Raw genomic sequence first — 16362 nt, forward strand, 5'->3', positions numbered from 1 at the left:
TATGCGTCATCGTTCACGACCATCGCGGGCAAGCCCGCTCCCACAGGGGACGGTGTCAAGCCCGGAGATATTCGTCCACAGGGGTGACGTGTTGCTCGATAAAGTCGGCACTCAACTCGATCACCCGGCGGTATTGCAGGTCGACGGTGATCATGTGGTAGCAGTTGTCCAGCAGGATCTTGGTCACCGGGCCGCCCAGGTGGCGTTCCACGTAGTCGGCGTTCCAGCGGCTGGTGATGTCGTCCTCGATGGAGTGCAGCACCAGCGCCGGGGTCTTGATCGACGGCATGCGTTTTTTCACCACCGCGTTCATCCAGTGCAGCTCGCGCACGGTGACGCCCTCCATGGTCAACAACCCGGCCTCGCTGCTCTCGCCCTCTTTCATCTGCCGCTCGACGATGGCCCGCAGGCGTTCGTTCTTGATGCCGTAGGGCGGCTTCTCGGTAAAACGGAACAGGCGCACGCCGAAGGGAATGCGGATCAGCAACGGCGTGATGAAAGCAAATTTGTTGATGCTCCAGCCGTCGTACTTGAGGGTCGTGGAGTACATCAGCAACCCCGCGACCTGGCCCGGGAACTCCGAAGCCAGGTACATCGACATCACCGCGCCCATGGACAAGCCACCGACAAACACCTGGGCATGGCGCTGCTGCACGCCGACAAAGGTCTTGCGCACGCCCTCGTACCAGTCGCGCCAACCGGTGGCCTGCAGGTCTTCGTTGCCCCCGCAGTGCCCGGCCAGGGTCGGCACATACACGGTGCAGTTGCCCGCCTTGGCCAGGCCCTGGGCCACCCGCCGCAACTCGGTCGGGGTGCCGGTCAGGCCGTGGATCAACAAGACCCCGACCGGACCGTTGCCGAGAACGAAGCCGGCGTTGCCTTCGCCGAGATCGATATCGGCCTGGTTCACCGCTTCATCGCTCGGGTCAGCAGTTGCTCCAGCAGCTTCAGGCCCAGGTCGATTTCCGGGTAGCTGATTTCCAGGGACGGCGCCAGGGTGATCACGTTCTTGTAGTAGCCGCCCACATCGAGGATCAACCCCAGTTTCTGGCCGTCGACCAGCATGTCGCCTTTCATACCTTCCTCAACCATGTAGTCCAGGGTCGCCTTGTCCGGGGTGAAACCATCGGGGCCGCAGATTTCACAGCGCAGGGCCAGGCCCAGGCCATCGACGTCGCCGATGATCGGGAAGCGCTTTTGCAACTCTTGCAGGCCCTCAAGGAAATATTTGCCCTTGGCCATGACCATCGCGCCGTAGTCGACTTCGCTGGTCATCTTGAACATTTCCAGGCCCACCGCCGTACCCAGCGGGTTGGAGGCGAAGGTGGAGTGGGTGGAGCCCGGCGGGAAGATTTTCGGGTTGATCAACTCTTCCTTGGCCCAGATGCCGCCCAGGGGGTTGAGGCCGTTGGTCAGGGCCTTGCCGAACACGATCACGTCCGGCTGCACATCGAAGTGCTCGATCGACCACAGCTTGCCGGTGCGCCAGAAGCCCATCTGGATTTCATCGACCACCATCAGGATGCCGTGCTGGTCGAGCACCTGCTTGAGTTCGCTGTAGAAGTTCATCGGCGGGATCACGTAGCCGCCGGTGCCCTGGATCGGCTCGACGTAGAACGCTGCGTACTCGCTCTGGCCGACTTTCGGGTCCCACACACCGTTGTATTCAGTCTCGAACAGGCGCGCGAACTGCTGCACGCAGTGGCTGCCGTATTCTTCCTTGGTCATGCCCTTGGGCCCACGGAAGTGGTACGGGAACGGGATGAAGTTGGCGCGCTCGCCAAAGTGGCCGTAGCGGCGGCGATAGCGGTAGCTGGAGGTGATGGACGACGCGCCGAGAGTACGCCCGTGGTAGCCGCCCTCGAAGGCGAACATCAGGCTCTTGCCGTTGCTGGCGTTACGCACCACCTTCAGCGAATCCTCGATCGACTGCGAACCGCCGACGTTGAAGTGCACCCGGCCATCGAGACCGAATTTTTTCTTGGCATCCACCGCGATCATTTCCGACAGCTCGATCTTGCCCTTGTGCAGGTACTGGCTGGCGATTTGCGGCAGGGTGTCGATCTGCTGTTTCAGCGCATTGTTCAGGCGCGGGTTGGCATAGCCGAAGTTGACCGCCGAATACCACATTTGCAGGTCGAGGTAGGCCTGGTCTTCGGTGTCCCACACGTAGGAGCCTTCGCAACGGCTGAAGATACGCGGCGGGTCGATGTAGTGGACGGTGTCGCCGTAGGAGCAGTACTTGGCTTCTTTATCCAGCAGAACCTGGTCTTCGGCGGTAGCGATACGGATATCAGACATGATGAAAGAGTTCCTGATTTTCTGAAATGAAATGGGTGGCGTTGGCGGCGATGCCCTGGGGCAGCCTGGCCAGCAAGGCCGGCAGTTCGGCAAAGCTGTCGAAGCGCAGATGGGGGATGGCGTGGGCCTGGCAGTACTGCGCCAGGCTGCCCTTGGCGAAGACGAAATCGGCGGTGGTCGACACGCACATATCGGACTTGCCATCGCCGATCACCAGCACCCGTTTGTTGCGCGGGGTGGACTTGCATTTGCAGTTGCCCGAGGCCGCGCGGCAGGCGTCGCTGGCATGGGGGAAGTCGATGCGCCAGCTGTCCTGGTCAACCTGGCGCAGGCGGTTGGCGATGATCGGCAGCAAGGTCACGTAGTTGCGCGACAGGATCCGCGCGATGCCTTGCTCGATGCCGTCGCTGACCACTTCAAGGGAGGCACCCTGGCCAAGGACATGGTCAACGAAGTCCGGGAAGTCCGGGTCGATCTCGACCGTGTCGAAATACGCCAGCAGTTCGGCCGGGGTCGCCTTGATCAGCGCCAATTGGCGGCTCAGGCATTCCCGGGAACCGATATGGCCATCCAGCCATTGCTGCTCGATGGTTTCCCACTCGGGGCCGGCGAAGCGTTGGAGAACATTGTCGATGACATCGGTGGGTGTGATGGTCCCATCGAAGTCACACACGATATGCCAGTCATTCATCTGCGTTTACCTTGGAGATGACAGCGCGGATGCGCTTGTACCAGGGTTAGAGCAGGGACTGTGCCAAGTAGGCAAAACCCAATAGGGCCGGGCTTGCGGCGGATGCCTAAGGGAAATACCCGTGGCCCAGGCTACAATTTTTGTAGGTCGCTACAAACAAGATGAGTGCTTGCGTGAGCCCCCGCGCCTGCGCGTTCATGCGCGTATGTTTTCGAGAGGGCAATACCATGATGTGCAGGATGAGTTCGGCGCTGTTCGCCGGTTTGCTTGGCCTTTGGGCGGGCTCGGCGTTGGCTCAAGGCATTAGCGGCGAGGTCGGCCTTGGCGCCAGCTACCAGCCCCGCGAGCCCACTGGCAGCCGCTATCACACGGTGCCGGTGCCCTACTTCGACCTGGAGTGGGGCGATGTCAGCCTCGATACCGATGACGGCCTGACCTGGAGCGCGCTCAACCACCAGGGTTTCAGCGCTGGCCCCTACCTCAACTACTTGCCGGGACGCGCGGCCAATGGCCCGCTACGGGGTTTGCGGGACGTGTCGGACATGGCCGAGATCGGCGGGTTTATCCAGTACGCACCGGCCGATTTCTGGCGGGTCTATGCGCAACTGGGCCGGGCCGTGGGCGGCGCCCGCGAGCAGAGCGGCGTGCTCGGCAAGCTCGGCGGGGAACTGGGTTACCCGCTGGGCGGCGGGGTGATTGGCAGCAGTGGCCTGGTCGCGCACTTTGCCGATGGCCGCCAGACCCAGACGTTTTTCGGGGTGGATGAGCATGAGGCGGCAAACTCCGGGATTCGCCCGTACAACGCCAGCGGCGGGTTCCAGAACCTGACCTTGACCCAGAGCCTGCAGATCCCCCTGGCACCCAAGTGGACGCTGCTGACCAGTGCCAGTTGGATACACCTGACAGGTTCGGCGGCCGATAGCAGCCTCGTGCGCCAGACCGGCGAGGTGAACCAGGGGCAGGTGCAGACGGCGATCAGCTATACCTTCGATTGATTGTCTCAAGGGCGACACCCATCAAAATGTGGGAGCAAGCTTGTGTGGGAGCTGGCTTGCCTGCGATGCAGGCGCCTCGGTGTCTCAGTTACACCGCGGTGATGCTATCGCAGGCAAGCCAGCTCCCACACAAGCCCGCTCCCATATTTGTCCGTCATTGCAGTCTGAGCTCAGTTTTCTTCGCCCTCGGCCAACAGCGCAATCCCGCCAATAATCACCACCACGCCCACCCAGTGCAGGAAGCTGATGTGCTCGCCCAAGCCCAGCCACGAGCCCAGCAGCACCACCACAAACACCAACGAACTCAGGGGGAAGGCCAGGGACAGGCTGCTGCGCCGTAGGATCAGCATCCACACAAAAAATGCGCCGATATAGCAGGCGATCGCCGCGAGAACCCCGGGGTTGACCGCCACCGCCGCCAACCATTGCCAGTTGAAATCCATCTGCCCCAATTGATCGCCAGCCACCTTGGTAAACAACTGACCGGCGCTTTCGGTGAGGATCAATAACGCCCACAGCACCACGGTGCCCAGGCGCCCATGCAGCCAGCCAACCGGGCGCAGCGCCATCTCTTGCGAATTCATGATTGTGCTCCCGCTATTGCCACCAACATCACCCCGGCGGTAATCACCAGCGTGCCCAGCCAGCGCCGACGGCTGACGGTTTCGCCCAGCACCACCTTGCCCGCCAGCACCACCCCGCAATAGGCCAGGGCGGCGGCCGGGAACAGCAGGCTCAACGGTGCGCGGGACAAGGCTTCGAGCCAGACGAAAAACTCGATCACATAGGCGCCGATGCCCGCCCACAGCAACGGCGCATTGAACACCTGGCCCCAGAAGGCATTCAGGCGAAACCCGCCCTCCAGCTCCGGCAAACGGTCCAGGCCCAGTTTGAAACACAGCTGGCCGATCACATCGAGCACGATGGAAAAGGCCACCAGCAACACCACAGTCAGGGTCACGGAAACAGCTCCTCGAACAGGTTGATCAACGCTTCATTGGTGGTCGCGTTACGCAGCAGGTCGTCCGCGCTCCAGCGCTCGGCCGGGGGTTGGTCGGACTTGGCTTCCCACCGTTTGAAGGCGTTGCTGAACGCCGGCTGGGCAAACTCGCCACACACGTCGATGCCGACGATCCGTTTGCTCGCCGCCAGCATCCGCAGCGCCTGCAACAGGTGGGTCAGGCGCATGCCGCCCTGGTCCCAGTTGGTGGCCGCGTCCTCGCTGGCCAGCACATCCTTGTCGAGGGTGATCCACACCGCCTCGGTGGGCAGGCTGGCGATCATCTGCTCAAGGAATGCGGGCCAATCAAGCTCAGCGAGGTTGCGCCAGTGCAGGTGGTTCTCCTGTTGTGCATGGCCGGCGCCATCCCCTACCCGGCCCCAGACTTTCGACGGCGCGTGTTGCCAGGGAAACAACTGCAAGTGCCCGCGCTTGAGGGCGCCGAGGTTGCCGCCGCGCAGTTGCGGGTTGTGCAGGTCGTCGCTGCACGGGCCGAGGGTGACGATGCGCTGGATCGCCGGCATCTTCAGGGCCTGGTTGACCCATGAACCGCAGTGTCGGCGCGGGGCCAGGCGTACCCAGTCGGGGTGGTTGTCGAAGTGGATCAGGCTGATGGGCTCCTGCACCTCGGCGAGAAAAGCCGGGGTCAGGTGGTGGTAGTCGCCGGAGCCGACAAAGAAGATTTCCGGGCGCGCCGTGCCTGGCCGGGGCCGTTGGGCCAGGCGCTGGGCAAAGCGCTTCCAGGTTTTTTCGGTGGACCACAGGCGCAGCTTCGGACCCAGGTCGAGCAGGTCCAGGCGCGTGGCCTGACCACTGGCCAGACGCCGGGCGATGGGCGCCTGGGCCGTGAGGCTGTGGTCGAGATCGAGGATATTCAAGGTAATGTGCCCCCCCTGGCAGTGCCCAGCCGCCTACCGGCTGGGCTTTAGGGGGGTAATGCAAGGGATGGGCCAGGGTTCGATGATTACACAATGAACCCATGTGTGGAGCGGGCTTGTGTGGGAGCGGGCTTGCCCGCGATAGCGGTGTGTCAGCCAATGCACATGTCGACTGTTACACCGCCATCGCGGGCAAGCCCGCTCCCACATTTGGTCGGTGGTGTTGGTTAGTTTTTGGACTCGTTGATGATCTGGCGGATAGCGCCGACAAACGCCTCAACCGGCTGCCCGCCGCTGACCGCGTACTGGTCGTTGAACACGATGGTCGGCACCGAACTCACCCCGCGCGATACCCACAGTTGCTCCTGCTCGCGCACCTCGGCGGCGTACTCGTCCGAGGCCAGGATCTCGGCTGCGCGCTGGAGGTCCAGGCCAACGCTTTCGGCAATGATCGCCAACGTGGCGTGGTCGGACGGGTCCTGGCCATCGCTGAAGTAAGCCTTGAACAGCGCTTCCTTGAGGTTGTACTGCAAGCCCTCGAGGCCGGCCCAATGCAGCAGGCGATGGGCGTCGAAGGTATTGTAGATACGGCTTTGGCCATCGGTACGAAACGCAAAGCCCAGGGCGGCGCCCATGTCGCGGATGCGCGCGCGGTTGGCCTGGGACTCTTCGGCACTGGAGCCGTATTTTTCGGTGATGTGTTCCACGATGTTTTGCCCTTCGGCGGGCATGTTCGGGTTCAGCTCGAAAGGCTGGAAGTGGATCTGGGCCTGCACTTCGGCGCCCAGTTGGTCCAGGGCCTCGGTCAGGCCGCGCAGGCCGATGACGCACCAGGGGCAGGACACGTCGCTGACAAAATCGATTTTCAGGGAAGTACTCATTTACGCAACCTCGCAGGCATTACACGCCACAAAGTTCGCACCATACACCTCTACGCGGCTGTCATAAAACCTTGGCGGGGGCCAGCGGTTCGACCCGCGCCCAATGCGCCGCCTCTGCGCGGTGGGCTTGCAGGTACGGCAACACCGCCGCCAGCAACGGCGCCTTGAAGGCCTCCTGGAAACGATGGGCCAGGCCCGGGATCAGCCGCAACTGGCTACCCTGGATATGCGCCGCCAGGTGCACGCCATGCATCACCGGCAGCAATGGGTCGGCCGTGCCGTGTACCACCAGGGTCGGCACCCGCAGTTGGTTGAGCAGCGGCACCCGGCTCGGCTCCGCGAGGATCGCCATGATCTGGCGCTTCACCCCCTCGGGGTTGAACGCGCGGTCATAGGACTGCGCCGCCTGCTGCAACAACGCCTGGCGATCATCCTGGACCTGGGGGCTGCCCAGGGCCGCCAGCAAGTCGGCCTGTTGCTCCAGGGCCACTGCGCGGTTGGGCGCGCTGCGCCGTGACAGCAGTTGCACCAGCGCGGCATTCGGCGCGGGCAGGCCTTCGGCGCCGGAGCTGGTCATGATCAGGGTCAGGCTTTCCACGCGCTGCGGCGCCATGGCTGCCAGGTGCTGGGCGATCATCCCGCCCATGCTGGCGCCCAGCACATGGAACTGGCGGATCTGTAGCGCATCCATCAACCCCAGGGCATCGTCGGCCATATCGGTCAGGGTATAGGGCGCGGCCACCGGCAGGCCCAGTTTGTAGCGCAACACTTCAAAGGTCAGGTTGGCGCTGGCCGGGGCCTGGCGCCAGGTGGACAGGCCGACGTCGCGGTTGTCGTAGCGGATCACCCGAAAACCTTGTTGGCACAGGGCGACCACCACTTCGTCCGGCCAATGGATCAACTGCCCGCCCAAGCCCATCACCAGCAGCAACGCCGGATCGGAAGCACGGCCAATGCTCTGGTACGCCAGGCTCACCGTGGCCAGGTCGACCCGCTCAGTCGGGACATTGACATCACATCGAGACGCCGCAAACGACGGCAGGCCGAACAAGAGAGCGGCCAGTAAAAACAACACGCGCATGGAAAACACCGAAACACAGAACCCCAGTAGAGCGCGAGTCTGATGAAGTTTGTTCAAGCGCGCTGCCACAGTTACGTGACAGTTTGATGAAGAGTGCCCAGCGGTCATGGTCGACAGCCCGCTCAACATGAGACAAACTCACGCTACCCGAACTTGTCACAAATTGTCTTCATGGAGAGCCCGTGCTCGAAATCCGCCACCTCAAGACCCTGCACGCCCTGCGCGAAGCCGACAGCCTGGTAGAAGCCGCCGAGCGCCTGCACCTGACCCAGTCGGCGTTGTCCCACCAGTTCAAGGAGCTGGAAGAGCGCCTGGGCATGCCGCTGTTTGTGCGCAAGACCAAGCCGGTGCGCTTCACCAGCGCCGGCCTGCGCCTGCTGCAACTGGCGGATGCCACCCTGCCGCTGCTGCGCGGTGCCGAACGGGATATTGCGCGCCTGGCCGGGGGCACCGCCGGGCGCCTGCATATGGCGATCGAATGCCACAGCTGCTTCCAGTGGCTGATGCCAACCATCGACCAGTTCCGCGATGCCTGGCCGGAAGTCGAGCTGGACCTGGCCTCGGGGTTTGCCTTTGCCCCGCTGCCAGCCCTGGCCCGTGGCGACCTGGACCTGGTGGTGACCTCCGACCCGCTGGAACTGGCGGGCATCACCTATGTGCCGTTGTTCACCTACGAAGCCATGCTCGCCGTGGCCAACCAGCACGCCCTGGCGCACAAGCCGTATATCGTGCCCGAGGATTTGCTCAGCGAAACCCTGATCACCTACCCGGTGGAGCGCGACCGCCTGGATATCTTCACCCGTTTCCTGGAACCGGCCGACGTCGAGCCGGCCCAGGTGCGCACCGCGGAACTGACGGTGATGATGATGCAGTTGGTGGCCAGCGGACGCGGCGTGTGTGGCATGCCCCACTGGGCGCTGCATGAGTACAGCTCGCGGGGTTATGTGAAGGCCAAGCGGCTGGGGGAGAAGGGGCTGTTCGCCACGCTGTACGCCGGGATCCGTGCGGATATGCTGGATGCGCCGTACATGCGTGACTTTTTGCTGACCGCCAAGGATACGTCGTTTTCCACCCTGGATGGGGTCAGCGCGGTCCGTTGAGTGTTTAGGCGCTGCGCCGTTGCTCCAGCATCAGGCGCACCGCCAGGGCGGCTAGCACAAACCCCATGAAATAACGCTGCACCGCCAGCCACGTGGGGTTGTGGATAAACCAGGCGGCAATGCTCGCGGCGCCCAGCGAGATCAGCAGGTTGACCACAAAGCTGACACTGATCTGGGTAAAGCCCAGCATCAGGCTCTGGGTAAAGATCGAACCGTGCTCCGGGGTGATGAACTGCGGGAACACCGACAGGTAGAACACCGCGATTTTCGGGTTCAGCGCACTGGTCAAAAAGCCCATGGTCACCAGCTTGCGCGGCGAATCGGCAGGCAGTTGCTGGGCCTCGAACGGCGAACGGGCGCCTGGCTTCACCGCCTGCCAGGCCAGCCACAACAGGTACAGCGCGCCCGCCCATTTCAGCACTTCATAGGCCATCGGCACCGTAAGAAACACGGCGGTCAAACCCGCGGCGGCGGCGAACAAATGCACAAAGAACCCCGCGACCACACCCAACAGCGACGTCACCCCGGCCTTGCGGCCCTGGCAGATCGAACGGGAAATCAGGTAGATCATGTTCGGGCCGGGTGTGAGTACCAGCAATAGCGAGGCGGCGGCAAAAATCAGCAAGTCATTGAGGGGGATCACGGGTCAGTCCTTGGCGCCCGACAGCTCAGGCAGTAGTGGTCAGCGATGAGCGATAGAACGGCAGGATCAGGTCGCGTGTCAAGGGCGCCAAGGCCAGGCCGCCGTCGCCCATCGGGTCGATCCAGCGCACTTCCTCGATCTCGGCGGCGGGGGTCACCGGCACGTCGATACGCACCTCAAACAGCTCGGCCGCCACGGTAAACCCCGGCTCATTGGCCGCCGGTGCCGAGAAGTGGCCAAGGTAGTGCGCCGCCGCCGGCTCGATACGCAACCCCAGCTCTTCGTACAGCTCGCGCACCAAGGCCTGCGCCGGTTGCTCGCCCGCATCGATCTTGCCGCCCGGCTGCATGAAGGCCTGGGTGCCGCGCTTGCGCACCAGCAGGGTCTGGCCGTCGCTGCCGATCAACAGGGCAGCGGCGATACGGATGGTCTTGGACATGAAGTCAACGCCTTGGAGTAAAGGGCGCAAAGGATCACATGCCCCTGCACTGCGCCGCAATGCCCGCTGGCCCTACAGCGAGGGCGCAGGTTCCTCGGGCTCCTTGATAAACACGCTGTACTTGGCGCCCTCCATGGCTTCAAAGGCGATCAGCTTGTCCACCAGCGGCAGGTTAAGCACCTTGCCGGCGTTGAGCAGCAGCATGCCGTTGTCGGCGTTGAGGTTGCGCGCCAGGACCATGCCGGCGGCCAGCTCACGGGTGCCCAGGACCTTGACGCTCGGGTCGCCCAGGGTCACGTCACTGAGGAACGCGGCACAGGCCTGGATAAAGTCTTCCACCATGTCCGGGTCATACAGGCGGCCCGCGTATTTGCGGATATACAGCAGCGCTTCGTCGCTGTTCATGTTGCGCTCAAGGATCAAGCCGCGCTGCAACTCGATAAAGTCCACCGCCAGCTTCAATAGCCGTGAGCCAAAGGGAATCCCGTCCCCCTTGAGGTGGTCGGGAAAGCCACTGCCGTCCCAGCGTTCCTGGTGGTGACGGATGATGCGCGCCGCATCTTTCATCGGTTCCAGGGTCATCAGCAGCGATTCGCTCTGGGTCGGGTAAGTGCGATACAGCTCGCGGTCGGTGCTGTGCAGCAGGTCAGAGGGGGCGATCATCATGCGGTCGGCCCAACTCAACTTGCCGACGTTGTAGAGCGCCGCAGCCATGGTCAGGTCGCGCACACTGGACTCATCCATCGACTGGGCCTTGCAGTAGACCCGGATCAGCTCGATCAGCGGGCGGTTGGTCTGCTTTTCCTTGGGCAGGCGCAGGTTGGCCAGCAGGGAAAACACCTCAGTGCCGGTCACGTAGCTGCGCTTGAGCTCATCGTAGGCCAGGTCCAGCATGTCAGCGGTCTGTTGCAGCTCGCTGGTGCGCGAGAGCACGCGTTTTTCCAGGGTGGCATTGAGCGCCTTGAGCTGATCGTTCTGTTCGCGGGTCAGGTGCTCCAGGCGCAGCCTTTCGCGCTCGGAAAACTGATGCTCCAGGGACTGGCGCAAAACCAGGAGCATCTCTTCATCGTTCCACGGCTTGCTGATGTAGCGGTGGATCTGCCCCTCGTTGATGGCCTTGATGATCATCGTCAGGTCGGCGTAGCCCGTCAGCAGGATGCGCGAGGTTGCCGGGTACAGGCGGTGGGTTTCGGCCAGCAACGTCGCACCGTCCATGGCTGGCATCCGGGCGTCGGTCATTACCAGGTCGATGGGCTGGGCCGCCATGATCTCCAGGGCCTGGGCACCGCTGCCGGCCAGCACCACCTCATAGGGCTGGCCGCGCAGCAGGCGGCGCAGGCTGTTGAGGATCGACTCTTCGTCATCGACCAGCAACACCGTGGGTTTATAGGCGGAAGGGGTAGCGAGTTGCTCATCCATGGCGACACCTGCTCAAACTTGAACTAGATTGAACCCCTGCACCTTGCCGTGGACTGCAGGCGGCGCTTGCCCAGGCAATCAGCGCACGAGGTCAAAGGGTGAACTGCGGCTGATTTGACGCCAACTGACCGACTATTTCAAGGGAGTAGGCTACCCTTGAAGATAAAGTAATTGGCTCACTCAACCCCGCCATTGAGGAAAGGACGCCTTATGTGCCCATCCATGCTGTTGCGCCTAAGTGAGTGGCAGTCATGAGCCCCCAGGGCGAACGTGCGAACCGCCGCATCCTGATCGTCGACGATACCGCGTCGATCCATCAGGACTTTCGCAAGATCCTCTGTGCCGAGACCATTGCCGAGCAGACGCTGGAAAGCATCGAACAAAGCCTGTTCGGTACTTCGCCCCCTGTGCACCAGAGCTATTCCCTGGATTCCGCCTACCAGGGCCAGGAAGCCCTGGCCCTGGTACACCAGGCGCTGGCCGACAACACGCCGTACGCCCTGGCCTTTATCGACATGCGCATGCCGCCGGGGTGGGATGGCCTGGAAACCATCGAACAGTTGTGGAACATCGACCCCAACCTGCAGATCGCCTTGTGTACGGCCTACTCTGACTACTCCTTTGAAGCGATTGAAGCGCGCCTGAAGTTCAACGATCAGCTGCTGATCCTGAAAAAGCCTTTCGACCACCTGGAAATCCGCCAGATGGCCAGTGCCCTGACCTGGAAATGGCAATTGGCACAGGATGCACTGCTCAAGGTGTTGAGCCTGGAACGCACGATCGAGGAGCGGGTCCAGGAGCTCCTCAAGGTCTCGCACCTGCTGCAATACGATGCCCTCACCAGCCTGCCCAACAGCACACTGCTGGGCGACCGGCTGACCCAGGCCATTGCCCTGGGCAGGCGCCACGATACGCAACTGGCCGTTATGTTCATTGGCCTGGACCGCTTCAAGCGCATCAACAATGCCTTGGGCCACCCGGTGGGCGACGAGGTGCTGCAACAGGTCAGCCAGGACCTGGTGGCCACGGTCCGTGCGTCCGACTCGGTGTTCCGCTACGGCTCGGATGAGTTCGTGATGATCCTCAACGACATTCATCACCCCCAGCAAACCCAGGGCATTGCCGAGAAAGTCCTCACGGCCGTGGGGCGTACCCGCCATATCGCCGGCCATGACCTGCGTGTCACCGCCAGCCTTGGCATCAGCATTTACCCCAATGACAGTTTCAACGCCGTGGACCTGATCAAGAAGGCGGAAACCGCCATGAGCAACGTCAAGGAGCACGGGCCTGACAGCTTTAGCTTCTTTATCGAAGACATGAACCTGATCGCGCGCCAGCAACAAACCCTGGAGGCCGCGATTCGCCTGGCCCTGGAGCGCGACGAGTTTGTCTTGCACTACCAGCCGAAACTGGACTTGAAAAGCGGGCGGATTGTCGGTGCCGAAGCCCTGATCCGCTGGTATCAACCTGACCATGGCTGGGTCTACCCATCCGCCTTTATCCCGATGGCCGAAGACAGTGGCCTGATCGTGCCCTTGAGCCAGTGGGTATTACGCCAGGCCTGCGCACAGGCCCAACGCTGGCGGGCCCAGGGCTTGGCGCCCATTTGTGTTTCGGTGAATATTTCGGCTATCGATTTCCGCCAGCGCGATTTTGTCCCCAACCTCGCCGCCACCCTTGAGCAGACGGGCCTGGCGCCCGCCCTGCTGGAGCTGGAGATCACCGAAAGCGTACTGATGCAGAACGTCGAGGAGACCGTGACAACCCTGCGCGAGATCAAAAAAATGGGCGTGCGGCTGGCCATCGATGACTTTGGCACCGGTTATTCCAGCCTCAGTTACCTGCGGCGCTTTCCCGTCGATGTGCTAAAAATCGACCAATCGTTTATTCGCGGCATGGCCGAGAGTTCCCAGGACCTGCAATTGATCAGTGCCATTATCAGCCTGGGCAAGAGCCTGGACCTGAATATCATTGCCGAAGGCGTGGAGACTCTGGAGCAGTTGGAGTTCCTTAAAACCAAGAGCTGCGAAGAGGGCCAAGGCTACCTGTTCAGCAAAGCCGTAGCGGCCGAGGAGTTTGCCCTGCTGCTGAAACCCGGCCGAAGTCATCTGATGCCGGATCAATAGTCCTCTGCTCACAAGGAATTCAAGTTGAGCAATACACCACCGCGTTACCCGCTGGCATGGGGCACAAGCCTTGTGCTCGGCATCTGGCTGAGCAGTTCAGCGGCACTGGCCGCCCCCCTCGATGAGGCGCTCAAGCCCCTGCCCGAGGTGCCCGCACTGGACGCGGCACAGGTCGAGTTGGGGCGTCGGCTGTTCAATGAAACGCGTCTTTCGATCAATAACACGCTGTCTTGCGCCAGTTGCCATCGCCTGGATAAAGGCGGCGCCGATGACAAACCCTTCTCCCTGGGCTTCGACGGCAAGCCCGTGGCCCTCAACACGCCCACGGTGTTCAACGCCACCTTGAACTTCAAACAGTTCTGGAACGCCCGGGTGGACACTCTGGAGGCCCAGATCGAACAAGTGGTGATCAGCCCCGTGGAAATGGGCAACACCTGGCAAAACGTCGTCACGACCTTGGCCGCCGTGCCTGAATACCAGCACGCCTTCACCCAGGCCTACACCGATGGCGTCACGGCCAGCAACGTGCAGAGCGCCCTGGCAACGTATGAGCGCTCCCTGCTCACGCCCAACTCACGCTTCGACCAGTACCTGCTGGGCAATACCGATATCCTCAGCTACGACGAAAAACAGGGTTACCTGCGCTTCAAGGAGTACGGTTGTATTGCCTGCCATCAAGGGGTCAACATCGGGGGCAACATGTACCAGAAGTTCGGCGTGATGGGGGACTACTTCAAGGACCGTGGCAACCCGGTGGAAGCTGACCTGGGGCGCTACCTCCTGACCCAGGATGAAGAGGACCGCCATGTGTTCAAGGTGCCGAGCCTGCGTAATGTCGCCGTCACCGCCCCGTACTTTCACGACGCCTCGGCCAAGACCCTGGAAGAGGCCGTTGCCGTGATGTTCAAGTATCAGTTGGGGCGCATCCCCACCAGCGAGGACAAGACCCTGATCGTGCAGTTTCTCAAGACGCTGACCGGCGAGTGGGCAGGCAAACCGCTATGAAGCTGACCCGCCGCTCCAGCCTGGCCCTGCTGGGCGCCATCACCCTCGTGCTGGCCTCGATCCTGGTGTTCCTGTACGTCAAGTCCTCGTCGGACCTGAGCACCAACTACACACAATCGCGCGACTTGATCCGCCATATCAAGCAATTGAACGCGCAATGGGACAGCGAGGTGCTCAAGGCACGGATTGCCCTGACCCACAATTATGACCCGCTGGTTGCCCCCCTCAACGAAATGAACAGCCTCTGGGCCACCCTGACGCAGCAGGAGTCGCTGCACGCCCATGCCGACCCCACCCACTGGCAGGCGCTGCAAAGCACCTATCAGGCCGCGGTTCAGGAAAAGGCGCGGCTGGTGGACCAGTTCAAGGCCCATAACGCGGTTTTGCGCAACTCACTGGCCTTCCTGCCAAACGCCGAAGACGATATCCAGGCGCAATTCGGCCTGCTGGACGACCAACTTCGACTGCAGTTGCAAGACATTGCCACCGACACCTACGACCTGTTGCTCAGCAGTCTTGAGTTCGCCCTGGTAGCCAGTGATGACAAGGCAGCGGATATTCTGGTCGGGTTGAACAAACTGGCGGTCAACAAGGAACACCTGCCACCAGATTTCCAGGGCCCGATCGAAATTCTCAGTAACCACATCTCCCTGATCATGCGCGAGCAGCCGGTGGTCAACAGTTTGCTGGAGCGCATCGCCGTGATCCCGCTGGCCGAGCAGTTGGATGAGCTGACCACCCAACTCAACCAGGACCAACAGGCCGCCGACCTTATCGACCAGAAATACCACCGCTACCTGCTGGTCTTTTCGGCCTTGCTGATGCTGGTACTGGTGTACCTGGCCGTGCACCTGTTGCGCAGCTTCGCCGAGATCAACCGGGTCAACCGGGCCTTGCAGGCCTCCAACGAAAGCCTCGAACAACGGGTCGAAGCGCGTACCCGGGAACTCAAGGACGCCCAGAGCGAGCTGCTCGACAGCGCCCGCCAGGCCGGCATGGCGGAAATTGCCACCAACGTGCTGCACAACGTCGGCAACGTGCTCAACAGCGTGAACGTCTCCGCCGACCTGGTCACCCGCAAGCTGCGGGCCAGCAAGGCCCTGGGGCTGGGCAAGGCCATGCAGTTGATCAACGAGCACCCCCATGACCTAGGCACCTTCCTCACAGAAGATGACAAGGGCAAATTACTGCCGGGGTATTTGAATCAGTTGGTCGACGCCATTGCTATCGAGCAGCAAGGCATGGCCGATGAACTGGGGCAACTGACCAAGAGCGTCGACCACATCAAAGAGATCGTGTCGACCCAGCAATCCTATGCCGGGGCCTCCAAGCTGCTGGAGCCGGTGCATATCAGCGCCCTGGTCGAAGACGCGCTGCGCATGAACTCCGGCGCCTTGAACCGCCACCACGTCACGGTGGTCAAGGACTTTCACCCGGTCCCCGAGGTCATGGCCGACAAACACCGCTTGCTGCTGATCCTGGTGAACCTGATCAGCAACGCCAAGTACGCCATGTCCAACCTCAGCGACCGGCCACGCCAGATAACCCTGACGGTCCAGGCCGTGGCAGACGACACCTTGCAGATCAGCGTCAAGGACGACGGCGAAGGCATCCCAGCAGAGAACATGACGCGGATCTTTACCCACGGTTTCACCACCCGCAAGGAAGGCCATGGCTTCGGCCTGCACAGCTGTGCCCTGGCGGCCATCGAAATGAATGGCCACCTGACCGTACACAGCGATGGACCCGGCCTGGGCGCCGTGTTTACCCTGCAAATCCCTCTTGAGCGTGCCGAGACCTGAC

At 62.1% G+C, this 16362-nt stretch carries 16 protein-coding genes; 5 read left to right on the forward strand and 11 right to left on the reverse strand.

Annotated elements, in window-relative coordinates:
* Positions 1–55 precede the first annotated feature (55 nt).
* Genes AC07W7_RS13650 through AC07W7_RS13660 form a run of 3 tightly spaced genes read right to left on the reverse strand, consistent with a single transcriptional unit; the run spans position 56 to position 2992 of the window.
* Entirely contained in the window at positions 56–910 is an 855-nt protein-coding gene (locus AC07W7_RS13650) for an alpha/beta hydrolase (RefSeq protein WP_495039483.1), read from the reverse strand.
* The gene (locus AC07W7_RS13655) at positions 907–2301 is read right to left on the reverse strand and encodes an aspartate aminotransferase family protein (RefSeq protein ID WP_076962419.1); all 1395 of its coding nucleotides are present in this window, start codon (positions 2299–2301) and stop codon (positions 907–909) included. The genes AC07W7_RS13650 and AC07W7_RS13655 overlap by 4 nt, the downstream gene beginning before the upstream one ends.
* Complete coding sequence (locus AC07W7_RS13660; protein WP_495039484.1) at positions 2294–2992, reverse strand: MtnX-like HAD-IB family phosphatase; 699 nt, start codon at positions 2990–2992, stop codon at positions 2294–2296. The genes AC07W7_RS13655 and AC07W7_RS13660 overlap by 8 nt, the downstream gene beginning before the upstream one ends.
* A gap of 230 nt (positions 2993–3222) precedes the next feature.
* Here AC07W7_RS13660 and AC07W7_RS13665 point away from each other — a divergent pair, with 230 nt between their 5' ends.
* Entirely contained in the window at positions 3223–3987 is a 765-nt protein-coding gene (locus AC07W7_RS13665; RefSeq protein WP_495039501.1) for a MipA/OmpV family protein, read from the forward strand.
* A gap of 170 nt (positions 3988–4157) precedes the next feature.
* On the opposite strand, the gene AC07W7_RS13670 is transcribed toward AC07W7_RS13665, so the two are convergent.
* From AC07W7_RS13670 to AC07W7_RS13690, 5 genes are all read right to left on the reverse strand, one after another.
* Entirely contained in the window at positions 4158–4571 is a 414-nt protein-coding gene (locus tag AC07W7_RS13670) for a DMT family transporter (protein ID WP_076962417.1), read from the reverse strand.
* On the reverse strand, positions 4568–4948 hold the full coding sequence (locus tag AC07W7_RS13675) for a DMT family transporter (protein WP_076962416.1): 381 nt from the start codon (positions 4946–4948) through the stop codon (positions 4568–4570). Before AC07W7_RS13675 ends, AC07W7_RS13670 begins: the two co-directional genes overlap by 4 nt.
* Positions 4945–5865 (reverse strand): arginase family protein, encoded by a 921-nt coding sequence (locus AC07W7_RS13680; RefSeq protein ID WP_099167717.1) that lies wholly within the window; start codon positions 5863–5865, stop codon positions 4945–4947. The genes AC07W7_RS13675 and AC07W7_RS13680 overlap by 4 nt, the downstream gene beginning before the upstream one ends.
* 227 nt (positions 5866–6092) lie before the next feature.
* Complete coding sequence (locus AC07W7_RS13685; protein ID WP_169900134.1) at positions 6093–6746, reverse strand: DsbA family oxidoreductase; 654 nt, start codon at positions 6744–6746, stop codon at positions 6093–6095.
* 61 nt (positions 6747–6807) lie between these two features.
* Positions 6808–7827, reverse strand: a complete 1020-nt coding sequence (locus AC07W7_RS13690; RefSeq protein WP_495039485.1) for an alpha/beta fold hydrolase — start codon at positions 7825–7827, stop codon at positions 6808–6810.
* A gap of 182 nt (positions 7828–8009) precedes the next feature.
* Between AC07W7_RS13690 and metR the strand changes: the two genes are divergently transcribed.
* Entirely contained in the window at positions 8010–8927 is a 918-nt protein-coding gene (gene metR, locus AC07W7_RS13695) for a transcriptional regulator MetR (protein WP_076962412.1), read from the forward strand.
* A gap of 4 nt (positions 8928–8931) precedes the next feature.
* Here the strand turns inward: metR and AC07W7_RS13700 are convergent, their stop codons facing one another.
* The 3 genes from AC07W7_RS13700 to nosR form a co-directional block, all read right to left on the reverse strand.
* The gene (locus AC07W7_RS13700; RefSeq protein WP_076962411.1) at positions 8932–9570 is read right to left on the reverse strand and encodes a LysE family translocator; all 639 of its coding nucleotides are present in this window, start codon (positions 9568–9570) and stop codon (positions 8932–8934) included.
* Between the two features lie 25 nt (positions 9571–9595).
* Complete coding sequence (locus tag AC07W7_RS13705; protein ID WP_495039486.1) at positions 9596–10009, reverse strand: NUDIX hydrolase; 414 nt, start codon at positions 10007–10009, stop codon at positions 9596–9598.
* 72 nt (positions 10010–10081) lie between these two features.
* Positions 10082–11428 (reverse strand): response regulator c-di-GMP phosphodiesterase, NosR family, encoded by a 1347-nt coding sequence (gene nosR / locus AC07W7_RS13710; protein ID WP_169900132.1) that lies wholly within the window; start codon positions 11426–11428, stop codon positions 10082–10084.
* A gap of 251 nt (positions 11429–11679) precedes the next feature.
* On the opposite strand from nosR, the gene AC07W7_RS13715 reads away from it, so the two are divergent.
* Genes AC07W7_RS13715 through AC07W7_RS13725 form a run of 3 tightly spaced genes read left to right on the forward strand, consistent with a single transcriptional unit; the run spans position 11680 to position 16361 of the window.
* Positions 11680–13554, forward strand: a complete 1875-nt coding sequence (locus AC07W7_RS13715) for a GGDEF/EAL domain-containing response regulator (protein WP_495039487.1) — start codon at positions 11680–11682, stop codon at positions 13552–13554.
* 51 nt (positions 13555–13605) lie between these two features.
* Positions 13606–14559 (forward strand): cytochrome-c peroxidase, encoded by a 954-nt coding sequence (locus AC07W7_RS13720; RefSeq protein ID WP_495039502.1) that lies wholly within the window; start codon positions 13606–13608, stop codon positions 14557–14559.
* On the forward strand, positions 14556–16361 hold the full coding sequence (locus tag AC07W7_RS13725) for a DAHL domain-containing sensor histidine kinase (protein WP_099167713.1): 1806 nt from the start codon (positions 14556–14558) through the stop codon (positions 16359–16361). Before AC07W7_RS13720 ends, AC07W7_RS13725 begins: the two co-directional genes overlap by 4 nt.
* The last annotated feature ends 1 nt before the right edge of the window (position 16362 follow it).

This window comes from Pseudomonas sp. GW821-FHT01D09 (assembly GCF_059422465.1).